Here is a 16,558-nt window from a genome sequence, read left to right on the forward strand (position 1 = left end):
GATCGCCGTCAGGGCGATCCGGCGTTGCGGAAAGTACGGCGCCGAGGCCGGCCGCGGGCAGCCGGTGGTGGCAGCGGGCTGGGGCCGCCCTGGAGGACGCGTGTGCCTGTCGCCGGTCACTCTCACGGGTGAGGTCGGTCGAAGACGTGCGCAGGAGGGGAACGGGGTGGCTAGGTTCGTGGCATGTCACGTTTCCGGCTGTGCCCGACGCCCTCGCAGGCGCAGCAGTTGCTGTTGCACTGTGCGCACGCCCGGTACGTATGGAACCTGGCCGTCGAGCAGCACGCGCACTGGAGGCCCGGCCGCGGGTTGGCTCCCGGCTTTGCCGAGCAGTGCCGTCAACTGACCGAGGCCCGGCGTGAGAACGCTTGGCTGGCGGCCGGTAATGCGGATGTGCAGCAGCAGGCCCTGAAGGACTTCGCCGCAGCCAAGAACGCCCGCTTCACTTCCGGTTTCGGTGAGCCGACCTGGCGCAGGAAACATACGCACGAGGGCTTCCGCGTCATCGGCACCGACCGGGTCCCGGAATCCGGGCCGGACGGCTCACCAAAACTGAACGCGAAGACCGGCAGGCAGGTCATGGGCCGCTCGGTAGTGGTGCAGAAACTGAACCGGCGGTGGGCGCGGGTGAAGGTACCCGGCTGCGGCTGGGTCCGCTTCCGCCTCACCCGCGCCGAACTGCCGACGGCGAAAACGTTCCGCGTCACCTTCCGCAACGGCCGGTGGCACATCGCCTTCGCCATTGTCCCCGAACCCCACGACGCACCCGGCACCGGCAAAATCATCGGCATCGACCGGGGTGTGAAGATCACCGCCGCCCTCTCGGACGGGCGGAGACTGAACTGCCCCCAGCTCACCGTCAAAGAACGCGCCCAGATCCGCAAACACCAGCGGCGCGCGGCACGAGCCCCGAAGGGCAGCGAGCAGAAGTCCGCCGAGTACGCCAAGGCGGCCAGGATCAAGGCGCGTGAGGCCGACCGGCGCAAGGACTGGTGCGAGAAGACCAGCACCATGCTCGCCCGCACCTACGACGTGATCCGGTTCGAGAAACTGAACATCAAGAACATGACCGCCTCCGCGAAAGGAACGACCGAACAGCCCGGGAAGAACGTCCGGGCCAAGGCCGGGCTGAACCGGGCGGTCCTCGCCCAGGGCTGGGGCCTACTCCGCCAGCGCACCGGACACAAGGCCCCCGGCCGGGTCGAGGACGTACCCGCGCCTTACACCTCTCTGCGGTGCAGTAGCTGTGGCTGGATCGACAAGAACTCGCGCAAGAGCCAAGCCGAGTTCGTCTGCTCCTCCTGCGGCTTCACCTGCAACGCCGACCACAACGCAGCAGTCAACGTCGCGGCAGGACAGGGCGGGATCCCCCGCCCCCGGCGCTCAGCCGGTGCCGGAGGGGCGACAACGGCCACCAGCCGTCCCAGCGCCCGTGAACCTCAACCCACCCGGGTTGGAATCCCCTTCATTTAAGAAGGGGAGGATGTCAAGAGTTCCGCTGAACGGGCTTCCCGCAGCAGCTCCATGTCTGTCGGGCGGGGCTCGGGATGCTCGCGTGATGATGGGGTCCCCTGCTCCCCACGCCGTGGTTGGCGTACGGCCCTGTCTTCCCTCTCGCGCTCGGTCCAATGTCCCCAGCGGTCAGGCTACTTCGCTCGTTGATGCCGCGCTGGTCGGGCGCATCTCATTCGTCGTGCTGGGGGTTCGGTCACGTGGCCTCTCCGCGGGCAGAGGGCGCTTGGGTCGGTTGTGGCGACGGCGTGGTGCGATGTTGAACGCCGTCACGCCGGTGACGATGAGCGCGAGGGCGACAATTACGCCGGGGGTGATGGGCTCGGCGAAGAGGGGGATGGCGAGGAGAGCGGTCAGAACGGGGCTGATCGCGCCGGCTGTTGCAGCAAGGGTGCTGCCGAGGGCTCGCACCGCGTAGGCGTAGCACAGGGCCGAGAGCAGTCCTGTCCCGATGCCTTGGAGGCCGGTGAAGAGCAGAACGTCGGAGATGTCGGCGGTGCCGGTCATCAGGTGCGAGGGCATGGCGGCGGTGGCGGCAAGCAGGGCGGCTGCGATCGTGGAGGGCGTGCACACGGCGAGCACGACGCCGGTAAGACCGAGCCCCGTCTGGCGTAGGCCGATCGTGTAGACGGCCCAGGCGCATCCGGCGGTGAGAAGAATGCCGATGCCGGCGGTGGTCGCGGTGGACGTCGTCTGCATCGCAGTCGCTGCGATACCCGTGGTGATCGCGGCCAGGGCGATCAGGCGCGGGGAGGAGATCCGTTCGCGCCACCGGAGATACAGGATCACCGTGACGAACAGCGGGACCGTGCCGGGGATGAGGAGACCGATGAGCGCGGCGGAGGTCAGGTGTCCGCCGAGTTCGGAGAGGAGGAAATGCGGCAGTCCGCCGATGCCGAGCATGAGCAGGATACCGATCCGTTCGCCACGCAGCGCGCGGACGGTACGCGGCAGGCACGGCGCCAGGATGACGACGGGTGTCGCGAAGCGGAGAAACGCCACGTCGATCGGGGCGAGGCTGGACGAGTTGATCCCCCTGACCGTGAGGGCGAACGAGGACCACAGAACAACCGCGGCCGCGAGGGCGGCCACTCCTGTCAGCCTTGCACGCATCTGATTGGCCATGGCCAACTCCTTCCATCCCGGCTCGACAGCGAGCAATTTTAGGAAGATCGATGGAGCAGGCGATTGCTAATACTGCTGCCCTGGCGGGTCTCTGTGGCAGAATCTGCCACATGGTGACCTTGGATGACATCGACCGGCACATCCTGCTGGAACTCCAGCGAGACGGTCGGCTCACCAATCAGGAGCTGGCGGATCGCGTGGGCCTCTCGCCGTCACCGTGCCTGCGGCGTGTGCGGCTCCTGCAGGAGAGTGGCGTGATCAGTGGCTACACGGCGATGCTCTCCCAGGACGCGCTCGGGCTGTCGATCACCGCCTTCGTGCGGATGACGCTCCTCGCCCACACCTCGCAGGTTGTCGACGCCGTCGAAGACAAGCTCCGCTCGATCCCCGAGGTGGTCGAGGCGTACCTGCTGGCCGGCGATGACGACTACCTCGTCAAGATCGTCATCGACTCCTTCGCCGCGTACGAAGACCTCGTACGGCGGGAGCTGCGGACCCTGCCGTCACTGTCCTCGATCAAGACGACATTCGCCTTCGCGGTCACCAAACCGCCATCGCCGCTCCCCATCCCCTGAGCCGGGCACCCTCACCGCCGCGACCACGGTGAAACCGGGTGCGTTTCCTCGTACGCGAGTGGGGACGATGGCCATGTGCTCGTCCGGGTACGGCGAAACGTGCTCAGCGCCGCATGCGGTGCCGTCGGCGAGGTCGCCGGCCTCCCAGGATCACGTGGGCCACGATCCGGGCTGGATCATGATCAACGACGGCCCGGTCTGGCTCTGCCCCCGCCCTGGAATGAACCATCAGGATCATCAGTTACAGGAGAAACGGGAGAAACAAGAGAAACCATGTCCTTCTGCTCGGCTTGGAGGAGGTTTCCATGACTGCAGAACTGGACGGATCCACCGCTCTTGTCACTGGCGCCACCGCCGGCATCGGCCGGGCCGTGGCCCTTCGTCTGGCAGCGTCGGGAGCCGCGGTCATCGTCCACGGGCGGGACGAGCAGCGAGGTGCTGCGACCGTCGAAGAGATCATTGCCGCAGGCGGGAAGGCCTGGTTCGTTGCTGCGGATCTGAGCCGCTCCGAAGATGTCCTGCGCCTTGCTGCCGAAGCAGGTGAGGTGGACATTCTGATCAACAATGCCGGTATCTACCGGTTCGCCAGTACGCCGGACACCAGCGCCGAGATGTTCGACACTCAGATGGCCGTCAACTCACGCGCGCCGATGCTCCTGGTCGGCGCCCTCGCGCCGGGAATGGCTGCACGGGGGCGTGGCGCCGTCGTGAATGTGAGCACGGCGGCGGCTGTCACGCCGGTGCGGGGAGCGGGCGCCTACGGGGCCTCCAAAGCCGCACTCGAACTTCTCACACGAGTATGGGCTGACGAGTTCGGCGCCCGGGGCGTCCGCGTGAACGCCGTGGCCCCGGGCCCCGTCGCCACCCCCGGGACGGCGGATATGGGAGACGACACCCTCCAGGCGATCGGGCGAACCACCGTACTCGGACGGGTTGCAGACCCTGAAGAGATCGCGGAGGCGGTTCTGTTCCTTGTCTCCTCCCGCGCCAGCTACATCACCGGCGCGGTTCTGGAGGCACGCGGCGGGCAGCTCGCGCTCGGCTGACTCCGGGCCGGGCCGCGATGGGCATGCTAAGCCTGCCTGAGCTGCGGCGCGCCGGTGATCGTCGCGGGATTCCTTACCACTCCGGTCGGCCTGCTGGGCACTGGCCTCGGGCCTGGGTGTGGTGCTTGCCCTGGGTGATCTTCTTCTTGTGATGGGCCCGCGAAGCAGGGTCGCCCAGGGCGCAGCATGCTTCCGACGGCACCGGCTGCGAACGGGCAGTTCCTGCGTGACAGCGCCGTGAAAGTACGGGACAGGCGTGCGCGGGATCGAGTAGCGCGTGTCCTTGCGACACGTCAGCGGCCGCCTGCACGCTGCGCCCAGCGAACGCTGGAACAAGGAGGGCACGGGAGCGGTCGTGACCCCGCCGTGGGGCGGGGGGCTGGCAGGGCCGCAATGTCGACGGCTTCCACGCCGTCCAGGACCAGGCGCAAGTAGCGTCGCCATAGGTGCGGTTGCGTGTCCTGCAGGCGTGATGCTGTCAGGTAGATCCCGCTCAGCAGTAGCAGGATGTCCTGTCCGGTGATGTCCTGGCGAATTACGCCGTGCCGGCGTGCGCGTTCGGTGAGTGCCTCGGTCACAGCTTCGAGCCTTTCCTGGCTCTGGTGCACCTCGGGGTGATCGTTGGCGACGCCGTGGACGACCTGGCGGAAAGTGCCAGCTGTTCGCCGGTCTCGGCGAGGCGGTACATGTGGACGCTGTCGGGCTGTCCCTGGAGGGCCGCGAGAGTGGTGTGCATATCGGCGACGGCGGGGTCGGGCCGTGCTGTGCGCGCATGGCCGACCGGTGCAGCGCGCATGCGGTCAGACGGTGTGCCGGTCCGTGGACAGGAGCCATTGCCAGCGTCTGCGCTCCGTGACGAGGGTGGTGGCGACGAGGATCGACACGAGCACTGCCGCGTAGGCGGGCCACACCACCCACGCTGCGATCACGGCCGCCGCGAGCTGGATCAGCACGAGCAGGATCGTGACCGTACCCGAGACAGGGACGATCACCTGCTTCTTGTCCCCCGGAGTGGCGAAGACGGTCGGTAGGCCGATCAGCGCCGCCACAGCCAGGGCGGCGAGGAACCATGAGTATTCGGACAGTGCCCATGGCGCGGCCACCCAGGCGACGAGTTCCGTGGTGAAGCGCAAGGCGGATGCGATGCGGTCGTCCGGTCTCTCCATGTTCTTCCCCCCCGGCGAAGAGTTGACCACCGGCGGGAGATCATACGACGATTCGCGCGAACGCGGTCTGATGAGTCGTGTCAAACCACCGTCACCACCGGGCTGCTCTGCCGCCGTTCCCCAGGGCGTCGACAGCTGGTCGTGCCTCCGGAACGTGCAGGTCGCGTCGTAGGTCATCAGATTTCCGCTCGAGGACAGTGCCTTGTCGTACCTGACTGCCTCACTTGCCCGCGCGGGCGGCTACGTGGGCAGTTCCGTGCCGGCCTGTTCGGCGACCATGTAGCGCGCGTACCAGTCGGGCCAGTCCGGGTCCTCGGCGCCGGTGCGTGCCTCATGCTCGCCGTGCGCGGCCGCGGCCCGGCGCAGGGCGCCCACCAGGTCCTCGGTCGAGGCGAATGCCGTGCTCGCGTGGTCCAGCCGGCCCGGGAGTCGGGTGGTGACCTCCTGCAGCATCCAGCCGTTGCCGTCCGGGTCGCTGAACGACAGGAACGAGCCGTAGCTGCTGCGCTGAGGGTCCGGACCGGGCACCCGGGCATCGGTCCCGGCGTGGTGGAAGACCCCGCCGGCGTCGTGGAAGACCTCGCTGGGCTCGGCGCCGCGCCGGTTCAGCTCGTCGTGGGCGGCGTCGATGTCGTCCACGATCAGGTGCAGCCCTCGTGCCGACCCCGGCGCCTGGTCGGTGACCGAGGTGCCGAAGATGACCGACGCCGGGGAGCCGGGCGGGGTGACCTGGACGACCCGGAAGTCCTCGCCGGTGGCCACGTCCGCGTCGAGCCGCCAGCCCAGCGCCGTGTAGAACTCCTTGGCCCGCTCGACATCGGACACCGGCACCACCACGACCTCGAGTTTCATGTCCATGATTCGTGCCTCCTGTGCGGGAACGACTTGCCGACGCTTACGAGACTGACCGGGCGGCCGCCGCTTCGCACCAGGAGAATTCACGGGTCGGCGGGCGGAAGGGGATATCGGGGGACGTGGGAGGGGCCCGGCGGCGGATTCCGGATCTCGGCCCCAGCACTCTGGGTCGTGCGCCCACCCGAGTCGCGGAGTTCCTCCAGCCCCAGGACTGATAACAGCTGTTACCATCAGGGTATGGCGAAGACACAGCTGGGCGCGCGCGTCGACAGCGAGATCAAGGAACTGGCGGAAGCCCGCGCCAGGGACCGGGGCCTGAGCCTCGGCGACTACATCGCCGTCCTCGTCCAGGAGGACACCGAAGGACTGCGGCAGCGGGGTCTGGACGCCGCGGAACGGTTCCTCACCGAGCACCAGGGTGTCTTCGACGAAGCCGAGGACGCCGACTGCCACACCCCTGGAGCACACGCCGCGTGATGGACCTGCACATCGACGTCCCCTGGATCCTGCGGGTCGCGGAGATCGCGGGGGCAGGCGATCCCGCCCCCGAGGACTACGGAGTGCCGGTGGCCGCGGTCGCCGCTCACCGGGCCGAGCTGCTGGACCAGCCCGTCTACGACGGCCCCTACGTCCGCGCAGCCGCCCTGGTGCACGTCCTCGGCCGCTGCCGATGGCTTGAGCGCTCCAACATGGCCGTGGCCGCTGCGACGGGCGTGATGTATCTGGAGGCTTCCGGGCTCCCGGTCAAGCCCGCCCGGGAGGATGCCGTCGCCCTGCGTGACCTGCTGCGCCATCCCGCCTGCACCACTGCGAAGATCGCCGCCCTGCTGCGCGGCTGGCCCAGGGCCACCTGAACCCCAGGCGGGCATGAGGCTCGCGCGATCCTGCGCAGGCGGCTTCTCCCTATTACCAGGGGCAGTGAGACCCCGAGGAGGCGCATTCGCCCGAGGTGTCCAGCGACTTTAGGCGGCACGAGCGCTTCCGCCGGCTCGTTGCGGCCGTGCCACGAAGGATCGCGCTTGGCGGGTGGTCAGTAGCGGGCGCCGACCGGGGCCGGGATGGCGTCGAGGTCCGCGATGTCCGCAGGGGACAGCCGGACGTCCGCAGCAGCCGCGTTGTCGGCGAGGTACTTCGGTGTCTTGGTGCCCGGGATGGGGACGACGTGCGGACCCTGGGCGAGGAGCCAGGCGAGGGCGACCTGCGCGGGGGTGGCGCCGATCCGCTCGGCGACGTGGCGGACCTTGGCGGCGATGTCGAGGTTGGCGTGCAGATTCTTCTGCTGGAAGCGTGGCAGACGGCGTCGCTGGTCGTTCTGCGGCAAGTCGTCGAAGGAGGCGAAGCGGCCGACGAGGAAGCCGCGGCCCAGCGGCGAGTAGGCAAGCAGCCCGATGCCGTGCTCTCGGCAGTATGGCAGGACTTCGTCCTGGACGTCGCGGGTCCACAGGGAGAACTCGGCCTGCACGGTGGCGACCGGATGCACGGCCTGAGCACGCTGGATCTGCTCGACGGTGAGGGTGATCTCGGACAGGCCCAGGTGGCGGGCCTTGCCGGCCGCGACCGCTTCGGCCATGGCGCCCCACGTCTCCTCGATGGGGACCTCGGGATCGACGCGGTGGAGCTGATAGAGGTCGACGTGGTCGGTGCCCAGGCGGCGCAGGCTGGCGTCGATGGCGGCACGGACATGCTCGGGTCGGCCGTTGGGCCTGACGACCGGGGAACCGCCCGGGCCGCCGGTGGGATCGACGGCCTCCAGGCCGACCTTGGTGGCGATCACCGCCCGGTCGCGCCGGTCGGCCAGGCTCCGGCCGACGAGTGACTCGTTGGTGTAAGGGCCGTAGACGTCGGCGGTGTCGATCAGGGTCACGCCCAGATCGAGTGCCTGATGGATGACGGAGAGGGAGGTGGCTTCGTCGCGTGGGGTGGCCATGTCGTAGGCGAAGGTCATTCCCATGGCGCCCAGACCGACGACGCCGACCTCAGGTCCGTTGGTGCCCAATGTGGTGGTACGCATGGTGTTTTTCCCTCGTGTTGGTTCTCGGTGCTCACGGCTCATGGACGGGAAGTGCCGGGCAGGGTCTGGCCTGGCGGTAGGGGAATGCCGAGGCGGTCAGCGTGTGGTGGTGGGGCGTGGTCGGCCGAGGTTTTCAGGCGCGGCCGAACCGGTCGTTCGGCGCCCTGCGGTGATCTGGTCCTGCAGGCATTCGAGGGCGGCGACGCAGATCTCCGAGAACGTGGGGAAGGGCTGGGATGGTGTCGCGCAGTGCGTCTGCGGGGGGACGTGGGCGCGATCCCCACGGTCGCCTGCTGCCGCCATGCCCGCTACGGGACCGAGTGCGTAGCCGTCAGTGTTGACGTATTCGTCACTGAGCGGTGTGAGGAAGCCGCTGCAGTGGGTGAAGCACGGGTGCGGGTGGGCGGTTCCGGTTCGCCGGGTCGGGGTCGGCGGCGACGGTCCTGCGCGCTCCCCTCGCCGGATCGCCCGCCGACCCGACGGGGGAGCCGCGCAGTCCGCAGCCGGGGACACCCAGGCGCAGGACGGGCCTGGAGGGTCTGTCCGCAGGGGGTGGCGGTCGCCGGGTGCGGTAGGCCCGCCTGCTCCCGAGAGCCGTCACCCCCGTACGGCCGGCATCACTGGTCCAGGCGCGAGACCTGGTAGTGGGCGATGTACCAGCCGTCCTCCAGATGCCTCGCCAGGACCGCGAGTTTGACGGCCACCGGTGCCCGGTCGGTGAAGGTGAACTCGGCGTCCAGGTAACCGAGGACGAGGTCGTCCGCGAACCGCCGGGTCTCGAGGACGCGGTAGGCGGCCTTCATGCCGAGCGGCTGGGAAGCGTAGTACTCGGCAACACTCGGTCTGCCTACGCCGTATGGGTGCAGCCCCTGGAACACGGCGTCCTCGGTGAAGCCCGCGGCCACATCCTTCGGCTCGTGGGCGTCGACGGCAGCCTTCCAGCGGTCGAGGACCTCGCGCAGAACCTGTTCGTCGTCCTTCGTCGTGCTGTTCATGACCTCTTCTTTGCTCGGTGGTCCGGCGGCTGCTCAGTGACCGGCGCTCATACCGCCGTCGACGTGCAGGATCTCGCCGGTGACGAACGGAGCCGTCTCCAGGAAGAGCACGGCGTCGACGATGTCGCTGGCCTCGCCCATCCGGCCGACCGGGTGCAGGGCGGCGAGGAAGTCGTGGGTTTCGTCCGGGTGCATGGGGGTCTTGATGGTGCCGGGCGAGACGGCGTTGACGCGGATGCCGCGGGTGGCGTACTCGATGGCGAGGGACTTGGTGGCGGACTGCAGGCCGCCCTTGGTCAGCGAGGCGAGGACGGAGGGGACGCGGGCGTCCGGGCTGTCGACCAGGCTGGTCGTGATGCTGACGATGTGACCGCCGCCCTGGGCGAGCAGCTGCGGGATGGCGAGCTGTGTGAGGTGGAAGAAGCCGTCGAGGTTGATGCCTGTCACGGCGGCGTAGTCCTCGGCCGTGTACTCCGTGAACGGCTTGGCGACGAAGATGCCCGCGTTGTTGACCAGGGTGTCGACACGGCCGAACTGCTGGACTGCGGCGGAGATGACGCGCTCCGCGGTTGCCGGGTCGGCGATGTCGCCCTGGACGGTCAGGACGTCGGCGTCGTCGACGGGCGCGATCGTGCGCGAGGTGGCGACGACGGCGTACCCGAGCTTGCGGTAGCCGTCGACGAGGGCGGCGCCGATGCCCTGGGACGCGCCGGTGACGACGGCGACCTTCTGGTTGGGCGTCTGGTTCTGAGTGCTCATGGTGACCTTCTTCGAATGACTGACCGGTACTAATCGACCGGTCGACTATTTGAAAGGTAGGTCGGGCCACCGACCTACGGAAGGATCTGCTTCCTACCGTATGGGAGGCGCAGGCTCCCAGTGCGGATCAGCCCGGGAGCGCGTGCGGATCGCCGGCGGGCAGCCAGGCATCCGGGGCTGCGATACCGAGGTCGCCGATGCCGTCGCAGAGGGCGTCGACGACGGCGAGGACCCCGGCACGGTTCTCGCTCTCGCGCCGGACCATGGACCAGGTCCAGTAGGGCTTCGGTGCGACGATCTCGCGGCGGACGAGGTCCGGGGGGAGCGGATTCGTCTGTCCCTTGGGCGAGTTGACGACGGGGCGGGTGCAGCGGCGCACGTGGTCGAAGAAGGCGGGGCCGGTGATCGCTCCGTCCGAGATATGTACCGTACGGGCGCCTGTGGCCCGTGCGAACTCCTCGCCGTACACGTTCCAGGATGCCCAGGAGGTGACGTCCTCGTCGATGAGGACATCGGTGTCACTGGCCGCCACGTCGGGTGCGGCGCTGCTGTCACCGCCCCTGGCGACGGCGTAGAGCCGGTCGGCGCCGATCAGGCGGGCCTGCAGCCCGAGCCGCTCGAGGTCCTCGCTGCGCACCCAGCACACGGCGAGGTCGAGGCTGCCGTCGGCGACCCGCGCGGCCTGGGTGTGGGAGGGGGCGACCCATGCGTCGATGTGCACCTGGGCCACCGCGGCCGTACGCGAAGTCAGGTCCGGAGGAAGCCAGTTGACGTAGCCGAGCCGTACGGCCTGGGAGCCGGACAGGCGGCCGGCCCGTTGTCTGAGGTCGTCGGCGCGGTCCAGCAGGGCGCGGGTGTGCGGGAGGAGGGCGGCTCCGGCCGGGGTGAGGGAGACCTTGCGGCGGTCACGGTCGAAGAGCCGGACACCAAGGTCCCTTTCGAGCGCCTTGATCTGCTGGGAGAGCGAGGGGCCCGCGATGAGGAGCCGTTCGGCGGCCCGGCCGAAGTTCAGTTCCTCGGCGACCGCGACGAAGTACCGAAGCTGACGGAGTTCCACACGCGCCATCGTACGCACGCTGGGAGGCTGCGCCTCTCAGCAGCGAGGCAGCCGGTCGTGGCATCGATGCAGGTGAAGCGCACAGGATGGGCTCACCAACGTCGAACGGAGTGCATCGTGCGAGAGTTCCTGGTCGAGATCACCACCACCGTTCCCGAGGGCACCGGGCAGGAGGAGGTCGACCGGCGGCGGGCCGCCGAGGCCGTCCGTGCGAGGGAGCTGGCGGCGACCGGCAATCTGGCCCGGCTGTGGCGTCCCGTGGGCGAGTTGCGCAGCATCGGCGTGTGGCGGGCCGCCGACGAGGAGGAGCTCCACGAGAAGGTGCTCGGCACCCTGCCGCTGCGCCCGTGGATGACCCTCACCGTCACCCCGCTCGAGTCGCACCCCAACGATCCCGGCCGCAACGACGGTACGAAGTGAGCGTCTCCTCACCCTGGACCCATGTCGCCCGGGCAGCTGCCGCGCTCGCGGCGGGCATGGGGATCGGGCGCTTCGTCTACACCCCGATCCTGCCCCTGATGCACGCCCAGGCGGGCCTGTCGGCCGGGGCCGGGGCGAGCCTGGCCACCGCCAACTACGTCGGCTATCTCGTCGGCGCACTCGCGGGCATCCTGGCCCCCGTACTGGTCCGGTCGCGCACCGTCCTGCGCGGGTCCCTGCTCCTGTTGACCGGCACGCTCGGTGCGATGCCCCTCACCCACAGCACCGCCGTGTGGGGCCTGCTGCGGCTGCTGGCCGGCCTGGCGAGCGCCCTGGTGTTCGTCGTGGCGGCCGGGTCCCTCCTGCACCACCTGCGGGCACACCCGCCGCACCTGTCAGGCTGGGCGTTCGGCGGGGTGGGCGGCGGCATCGCGCTGTCCGGTCTGCTGGTCCTGGTACTGCGGTCCGTCGCCGACTGGCGGGCCGCCTGGTGGGCCGCGGCCGCGCTCGCCGCGGTGCTCGCCGCCGCCTCGTGGAACCTGCCGCCGGAGGACGCGCCCGTCGCCCCCGCGGCCAGGAGCAGCACGAAGCCCCGCACGCACCGCTGGTTCGGTGCGCTGTTCGTCAGCTACACGCTGGAGGGCGTCGGCTACATCGTCGCCGGGACCTTCCTGGTCGCGGCGATCGGACAAGGTTCCCCCGGCCGGCTCGGCAGCGTCGCCTGGGTGCTCGTGGGCCTCGCCGCCGTGCCGTCCTCGGCGCTGTGGGCCCGGCTGGGGCGCCGCTGGTCACGTCCCGGACTGCTGCTCACCGCGCTCGTGGTCCAGGCGGCCGGCATCGCCCTGCCCGCCCTCGTCGGCGGTACGGCCGCGGCCCTCGGATCCGCGGTGCTGTTCGGCGCCACGTTCATCGGCGTCAGCACGCTCGCCCTGGCCACCGGAGCCCATCTGCAGTTCCCCCGCTCGGTCGCCCTGCTGACCGCCGGATACTCGGTCGGCCAGATCCTCGGCCCGCTGGTCGCCGCGCCGAGCCTCCACCATGGCTACCACCGGGCGCTGCTGCTGGCCGCCCTCGTGGTCCTCGCGGCCGCGGCAGCCGCCGCCGTACTGCGGATCGGCTTCCCGCACCACATGGCCGCAGCAGACCACACAGCACCCGTGCGACAGCGAGAATCGACCGAGGACGACGTGCCCGGCTCGGCCGGTCCTGACAGCACTCGTGGCGCACTCGGCCACCTGACGTGATGACGGTGTAGGCGCGCGGTCGGCGCACGAGTTAGGAGGCGAGGTACCAGTGCAGGCCGGGGTGTCCGTAGGGCAGTGTCTCCCGGCCGTCGGCGGGTAAGGCGCGTAGGCCTCCGTGGGTTACTGGGAGGGGTGCCGATGACGCCGTAGAGCGGGGCGCTCTGGGCGAGGAATACGGTGGGTCGACCCTGGAGTTGCGGGCACTGCTCGGCCGCAGTTTGGGCGTGCGCGGGGCAGACGGGCCCTGGGCAGTACGCACGACCACGTCGACGGGGTGTGGTTCATCTGGTCCGGCGAGGAAGAGGTAGCCGCGGTCGGTGCGGGCGGGTGGGGCGCAGATCTGGCAGCGCAGTTGTTCCATGCATTCGCGCTGCCGGGAGGGGTGGACCATGCGCCAGTGTGGCCGCCCGTGTGAGTGGGCCGTTGGTGGCGGTGTGCGCAATTGTGGCAGGGCTCGCGGTCAGGGTTGGCGGTGCGTCAGTCGGAGCGGAAGCCGGACCACCTATGGTCGCCCCACCGGGTCACAATGGCAGGGGGAATATCGCGCTCAGTCTCGGCAGCCTGCGTGCTGCCTCGTTCTCGCACCTGACGTCCCACCGCTCACCGAGCGGTCCGGCGTTGTCGCCTCCGTCGCCTTGCACGGCGTCAAGAGCTTCGTAGAAGCCTTCGCCGCATTCGTCGTCCACGCCAGTCAGGATCCCGTACGCCTCCATGGCGACGTAGTCGAGCGACTCCCACCCGGGCCAGTCGTCGTGCCATACGTCCCGCGGACGGCTCACCAGGGCCTGGATTTCCGGGGTGACGGCCAGGCTATCGGGATCAGCCACCGCGTGAGTGAAGGCTTCCCGGCCGAGTCCCACCATCCACAGGCCGAAGGAGCAGAACCCGTCATCCGAACACCAGCCACCAAGGATGCGGTCCGCGGCTGCCCACAGATCCCACGTGAACGCCCTGTGCGTCACCTCGTCCAAGCACACCTGGAACTGCACGACCTCAGCCGACGACCTCCGCGACAGTGCGTCCCGTAGCCACGCGAGCCGTTCGTCCGGGGTCTGTGCCTGGCGCCGACATTCCCCGATGAGCTCCCAGAAGGAATCAATGTCCACAGCGGCACTGTGCCAGGCACCTCTGACAACGCATGGTCGACGGACTATGTTCGAGCGGTGGAGAATCCGGAGATCATCATCCGACTTACCCAGGATGAGGCGCTGGTCCTGTCGGACTGGCTGGAGCAGGTGCAGATGACGAATCTCAGTCGTCTCGTCGGCGATGCGGCGGTCTGGGCGCCCCTTCACCGCATTGCCGGAACGCTCGACAAGTCGCTGCCAGGGATCTTTGCGGCGGACTACGCCGAACGTCTGGAAGCGGCCCGCAGCAGGCTTCGTCCAACGCTGGACGACAGCGTCAGTGACGAGGAGGGAGCGGACGCATGAAGCCCCTCTCGGAGATGACCGAGCGCGCGTACTTCGTCGGCATCGGTCAACGTCCCGGTATGTTCCTCGGCAAGACCTCCTTCCACATGCTGACTGCGTTCCTGACCGGCCATGTGTGGCCGGTTGCGTGGTTTTCCCACGCTCGTGGTGGCGTAATTCCCCAGGTGCTCGGCCTGCTTGGGCGCCGCGATGTGGCCCAGGGCAGGACGTTCAGGCGGTGATCAGGGACGGGTCACCGACGGCGGAGACGACGTCGGACAGCGTTGTGAGGAACGGCCCCGGCCAACTGTCCTCGCGGGCGTGCGCGTCGTTGTCTGCCCAGTCGCTGGCCCGCAGCATGACCGCGGTCATCCCTTGCCCGGCTGCGCCGCTCAGCTCGTCGCCGCCGCCGTCACCGACGTAGAGGCACTCACTGGTCGGCGTTTCCAGTGCCCTGGCGACCTGACGGAACAGCTCCGGATCCGGCTTCCTGCGGCCTTCCTGGCAGGACAGCACGACCGCATCGACCAGGGGAGCGATGGCCAGCGTCGGCCAGGTCTCCGCAAGCTCGATCGTGCAGTCGCTCAGGACCCCGAGCCGAAGGCCGCGGCTGCGAAGCTGCTCCAAGGTGTCGAGTGCGTCGTCGCGGAAGACGAACAGCTCCCGCTGGGAGGCGAGCCTGGCTGCCGTGGCCGCGGCCAGCGCATCGTCGTCCGGGTTGATCCCGCAGCGCTGGGCCAGTGTGCGGATCGTCTGAGACAGATCGCCCAGGTCTCCCGTGGCTCGCTCCGGGAAGGACTCGTCCAGTGCTCGGCGCCATTGCTGCATCGGAATCCCGAGCGGGGACGCGCTGCGGGCTGCGTGTTCGTCCCAGATCCCGGCAGGGGTGCTCGGAGTCAGCGTGCCGAAGAAGTCGAAGATCACAGCGGAGATGGACATGGCCGGGACTCTATCGGCCCTGCGGTTCCGGCCGCTGTGGAATCGATCTTCAAGCGGAGAAGCGGCACCGATCGCTGCGCTGCGGGCGTGTGTGATGACGCCCTGGGCAAATGGGACGTGGGCTTAGCGGTTCCCGCCGGAGATGAGTGGGTCGCTTGCCGCAGCCGGAGGAGACGGCTACCCCTTTGCCCGCGCTGGGTTGATGCTCGACGGCCGTTCCCGCATCGGATGAGAAAACCTGTTGGCCGGCTGTCGATGGCCTGCGAAGATGCGTCTGTTTGCCAGGCGGAGGACATTTGTTCGTTTTCGTGTGTGCGGGATGCGGCGCTGAGTTGACCACTTCGCTCTCCCAGGTCTCGCTGCCCGTCCATGCCCGTCAGAGGTACGGGAACGGGGCCCAGCTTCCGGTGCTCATGGAGTCCGGGACGTTTGCCGTGGATCCGGACTCCTGGGGAGGGCCGTGGCGGAGGTGGGACGAGATCGATCCGGTCGAGGCGGAGGCACGCGGCATCTGTGCGCCGGTCTACGCCCTGTCCGACAGCACGCCCGGGGCGAGTGTCATCGCGCCCGGTGATATCCGTGGAACCCGGCTGATTCCTGAGAAACGCGGCGGTGCTTGCTGCGGCCTCGACGGAGCCGACGGGCCCAACATGGCCTGCCAGGCATGCGACCTTCCCGTGGCGACCAGGGTCGACGACTGCTCGCTCTGGCAGACAGTGCGGCTCAACCCGGACGTCGTGCACCGCGTGCCCGTTGACGGTATCCATGCTGCGCCCCTCTCCTGGTCGGAGCTGACAGAGCAGGGGGAGAAGACGCCTCCGTTCGAGCCGATCGCCACCTGGGGAGGACGGCTGGGGCCGAACCACTACTGGTCGTGGAGCCCGCACTGGGAGGCAGCAGCCGGCCACGCGCTCGCCCATCTGCTGGTCGCCTCCCAAGGGCAGCCTGTGAAGGTCCCCGGCGGTCTGACCACAGACATGTTCCAACGCGCGCTCGACGCCCTGCTGCCCGCAGGCACCCCGAAGCGGCGCGCCGTCCTGGCCGGACCAGGACAGCCTTCCCCAGACGCGCATTTCGACATCCTCCTCGTGCCGGTCCACCCCCAGACAGGCCAGACCTGGACCCCCGCCAGTCTGGCTGCGTCGGCACATCTGGTGCCCCTGCCGCTCGGAGTGTGGCTGTGGCTGGTCTCTCCCCAGCCCTATTTGCCGGTCCCCGCGTCAGGCCGCATACCCCAAGATGTACTCCGCGACGACCCCCTCCCACTGCTTCCCAACTACCTGTTCCGGGCCGACCGGGGAACGTTGCAACACACCTTGGCCCGGCTACCAGCCGTGGGGGGGGGGGGGGGGGGCGGGCGGGGGGGGGAACTAAGCACCGGGGCCCTCGCCGGCGACAGGAAAGGCGGGGGAAAAGGGCAGGGGGTGTTAGGGTGTGTGTTT

General features: G+C 69.1%; 18 protein-coding genes and 2 pseudogenes. 10 read left to right on the forward strand and 10 right to left on the reverse strand.

The features are described 5' to 3' along the window. The first annotated feature begins 183 nt into the window (after positions 1 to 183). Positions 184 to 1,473, forward strand: a complete 1,290-nt coding sequence (locus ABT085_RS30570; RefSeq protein WP_351615013.1) for an RNA-guided endonuclease InsQ/TnpB family protein — start codon at positions 184 to 186, stop codon at positions 1,471 to 1,473. A gap of 168 nt (positions 1,474 to 1,641) precedes the next feature. Here ABT085_RS30570 and ABT085_RS30575 read toward each other — a convergent pair whose 3' ends face one another. Then, positions 1,642 to 2,673, reverse strand: a complete 1,032-nt coding sequence (locus tag ABT085_RS30575) for a DMT family transporter (protein WP_351615016.1) — start codon at positions 2,671 to 2,673, stop codon at positions 1,642 to 1,644. A gap of 74 nt (positions 2,674 to 2,747) precedes the next feature. Between ABT085_RS30575 and ABT085_RS30580 the strand changes: the two genes are divergently transcribed. Beyond that, positions 2,748 to 3,212, forward strand: a complete 465-nt coding sequence (locus ABT085_RS30580; RefSeq protein ID WP_351615019.1) for an Lrp/AsnC family transcriptional regulator — start codon at positions 2,748 to 2,750, stop codon at positions 3,210 to 3,212. A gap of 305 nt (positions 3,213 to 3,517) precedes the next feature. Continuing rightward, on the forward strand, positions 3,518 to 4,258 hold the full coding sequence (locus tag ABT085_RS30585; protein ID WP_351615021.1) for an SDR family NAD(P)-dependent oxidoreductase: 741 nt from the start codon (positions 3,518 to 3,520) through the stop codon (positions 4,256 to 4,258). Positions 4,259 to 4,551: 293 nt separating this feature from the next. Here the strand turns inward: ABT085_RS30585 and ABT085_RS30590 are convergent. From ABT085_RS30590 to ABT085_RS30600, 3 genes and pseudogenes are all read right to left on the reverse strand, one after another. Continuing rightward, positions 4,552 to 4,884: pseudogene (locus ABT085_RS30590) on the reverse strand (SbtR family transcriptional regulator); the annotation flags it as partial. Between the two features lie 174 nt (positions 4,885 to 5,058). Next, a complete protein-coding gene (locus ABT085_RS30595) occupies positions 5,059 to 5,424 on the reverse strand; it encodes a hypothetical protein (protein WP_351615023.1) in 366 nt (121 codons plus the stop codon). A gap of 240 nt (positions 5,425 to 5,664) precedes the next feature. Further along, entirely contained in the window at positions 5,665 to 6,282 is a 618-nt protein-coding gene (locus ABT085_RS30600; RefSeq protein ID WP_351615026.1) for a VOC family protein, read from the reverse strand. Between the two features lie 234 nt (positions 6,283 to 6,516). On the opposite strand from ABT085_RS30600, the gene ABT085_RS30605 reads away from it, so the two are divergent. Then, on the forward strand, positions 6,517 to 6,756 hold the full coding sequence (locus ABT085_RS30605; RefSeq protein WP_351615029.1) for a hypothetical protein: 240 nt from the start codon (positions 6,517 to 6,519) through the stop codon (positions 6,754 to 6,756). Continuing rightward, positions 6,756 to 7,133, forward strand: coding sequence for a fic family toxin-antitoxin system, toxin component (locus tag ABT085_RS30610; RefSeq protein WP_351615032.1), 378 nt, complete (start codon positions 6,756 to 6,758; stop codon positions 7,131 to 7,133). Before ABT085_RS30605 ends, ABT085_RS30610 begins: the two co-directional genes overlap by 1 nt. A 176-nt stretch (positions 7,134 to 7,309) precedes the next feature. Here the strand turns inward: ABT085_RS30610 and ABT085_RS30615 are convergent, their stop codons facing one another. The 4 genes from ABT085_RS30615 to ABT085_RS30630 form a co-directional block, all read right to left on the reverse strand. After that, positions 7,310 to 8,290, reverse strand: a complete 981-nt coding sequence (locus ABT085_RS30615) for an aldo/keto reductase (protein ID WP_351615035.1) — start codon at positions 8,288 to 8,290, stop codon at positions 7,310 to 7,312. A gap of 617 nt (positions 8,291 to 8,907) precedes the next feature. Further along, on the reverse strand, positions 8,908 to 9,285 hold the full coding sequence (locus ABT085_RS30620; protein ID WP_351615038.1) for a YybH family protein: 378 nt from the start codon (positions 9,283 to 9,285) through the stop codon (positions 8,908 to 8,910). 33 nt (positions 9,286 to 9,318) lie between these two features. After that, complete coding sequence (locus ABT085_RS30625; protein ID WP_351615041.1) at positions 9,319 to 10,044, reverse strand: SDR family NAD(P)-dependent oxidoreductase; 726 nt, start codon at positions 10,042 to 10,044, stop codon at positions 9,319 to 9,321. A gap of 127 nt (positions 10,045 to 10,171) precedes the next feature. Then, on the reverse strand, positions 10,172 to 11,110 hold the full coding sequence (locus tag ABT085_RS30630; RefSeq protein ID WP_351615043.1) for a LysR family transcriptional regulator: 939 nt from the start codon (positions 11,108 to 11,110) through the stop codon (positions 10,172 to 10,174). A gap of 108 nt (positions 11,111 to 11,218) precedes the next feature. Between ABT085_RS30630 and ABT085_RS30635 the strand changes: the two genes are divergently transcribed. Further along, complete coding sequence (locus tag ABT085_RS30635) at positions 11,219 to 11,521, forward strand: muconolactone Delta-isomerase family protein (RefSeq protein ID WP_351615046.1); 303 nt, start codon at positions 11,219 to 11,221, stop codon at positions 11,519 to 11,521. Positions 11,522 to 11,577: 56 nt separating this feature from the next. Beyond that, the gene (locus ABT085_RS30640; protein WP_351615058.1) at positions 11,578 to 12,765 is read left to right on the forward strand and encodes a YbfB/YjiJ family MFS transporter; all 1,188 of its coding nucleotides are present in this window, start codon (positions 11,578 to 11,580) and stop codon (positions 12,763 to 12,765) included. 521 nt (positions 12,766 to 13,286) lie between these two features. Here ABT085_RS30640 and ABT085_RS30645 read toward each other — a convergent pair. Further along, positions 13,287 to 13,871 (reverse strand): DUF4240 domain-containing protein, encoded by a 585-nt coding sequence (locus tag ABT085_RS30645; protein WP_351615049.1) that lies wholly within the window; start codon positions 13,869 to 13,871, stop codon positions 13,287 to 13,289. A gap of 57 nt (positions 13,872 to 13,928) precedes the next feature. On the opposite strand from ABT085_RS30645, the gene ABT085_RS30650 reads away from it, so the two are divergent. Both ABT085_RS30650 and ABT085_RS30655 read left to right on the forward strand, forming a co-directional pair. Continuing rightward, the gene (locus tag ABT085_RS30650) at positions 13,929 to 14,198 is read left to right on the forward strand and encodes a hypothetical protein (protein WP_351615051.1); all 270 of its coding nucleotides are present in this window, start codon (positions 13,929 to 13,931) and stop codon (positions 14,196 to 14,198) included. Then, positions 14,195 to 14,419, forward strand: a complete 225-nt coding sequence (locus tag ABT085_RS30655) for a hypothetical protein (protein WP_351615053.1) — start codon at positions 14,195 to 14,197, stop codon at positions 14,417 to 14,419. Before ABT085_RS30650 ends, ABT085_RS30655 begins: the two co-directional genes overlap by 4 nt. Here ABT085_RS30655 and ABT085_RS30660 read toward each other — a convergent pair. Beyond that, positions 14,409 to 15,116, reverse strand: coding sequence for an HAD family hydrolase (locus ABT085_RS30660; RefSeq protein ID WP_351615056.1), 708 nt, complete (start codon positions 15,114 to 15,116; stop codon positions 14,409 to 14,411). The genes ABT085_RS30655 and ABT085_RS30660 overlap by 11 nt on opposite strands. 296 nt (positions 15,117 to 15,412) lie before the next feature. Between ABT085_RS30660 and ABT085_RS30665 the strand changes: the two are divergent. After that, a pseudogene (locus ABT085_RS30665) lies at positions 15,413 to 16,453 on the forward strand (hypothetical protein); the annotation flags it as partial. Positions 16,454 to 16,558: the final 105 nt, after the last annotated feature.

Origin of the sequence: Streptomyces sp. NPDC002265, from assembly GCF_040296125.1 — a bacterium.
In the GTDB taxonomy this organism is placed as follows: Bacteria; Actinomycetota; Actinomycetes; order Streptomycetales; family Streptomycetaceae; genus Streptomyces.

Excerpts from the sequence above, each read along its gene's own strand:
- ABT085_RS30570 (WP_351615013.1), top strand. The coding sequence starts at position 184 with ATGTCACGTTTCCGGCTGTGCCCGACGCCCTCGCAGGCGCAGCAGTTG.
- ABT085_RS30580 (WP_351615019.1), top strand. The coding sequence starts at position 2,748 with ATGGTGACCTTGGATGACATCGACCGGCACATCCTGCTGGAACTCCAG.
- ABT085_RS30585 (WP_351615021.1), top strand. The coding sequence starts at position 3,518 with ATGACTGCAGAACTGGACGGATCCACCGCTCTTGTCACTGGCGCCACC.
- ABT085_RS30595 (WP_351615023.1), bottom strand. The coding sequence starts at position 5,424 with ATGGAGAGACCGGACGACCGCATCGCATCCGCCTTGCGCTTCACCACG.
- ABT085_RS30600 (WP_351615026.1), bottom strand. The coding sequence starts at position 6,282 with ATGGACATGAAACTCGAGGTCGTGGTGGTGCCGGTGTCCGATGTCGAG.
- ABT085_RS30605 (WP_351615029.1), top strand. The coding sequence starts at position 6,517 with ATGGCGAAGACACAGCTGGGCGCGCGCGTCGACAGCGAGATCAAGGAA.
- ABT085_RS30610 (WP_351615032.1), top strand. The coding sequence starts at position 6,756 with ATGGACCTGCACATCGACGTCCCCTGGATCCTGCGGGTCGCGGAGATC.
- ABT085_RS30615 (WP_351615035.1), bottom strand. The coding sequence starts at position 8,290 with ATGCGTACCACCACATTGGGCACCAACGGACCTGAGGTCGGCGTCGTC.
- ABT085_RS30620 (WP_351615038.1), bottom strand. The coding sequence starts at position 9,285 with ATGAACAGCACGACGAAGGACGACGAACAGGTTCTGCGCGAGGTCCTC.
- ABT085_RS30625 (WP_351615041.1), bottom strand. The coding sequence starts at position 10,044 with ATGAGCACTCAGAACCAGACGCCCAACCAGAAGGTCGCCGTCGTCACC.
- ABT085_RS30630 (WP_351615043.1), bottom strand. The coding sequence starts at position 11,110 with ATGGCGCGTGTGGAACTCCGTCAGCTTCGGTACTTCGTCGCGGTCGCC.
- ABT085_RS30640 (WP_351615058.1), top strand. The coding sequence starts at position 11,578 with ATGGGGATCGGGCGCTTCGTCTACACCCCGATCCTGCCCCTGATGCAC.
- ABT085_RS30655 (WP_351615053.1), top strand. The coding sequence starts at position 14,195 with ATGAAGCCCCTCTCGGAGATGACCGAGCGCGCGTACTTCGTCGGCATC.
- ABT085_RS30660 (WP_351615056.1), bottom strand. The coding sequence starts at position 15,116 with ATGTCCATCTCCGCTGTGATCTTCGACTTCTTCGGCACGCTGACTCCG.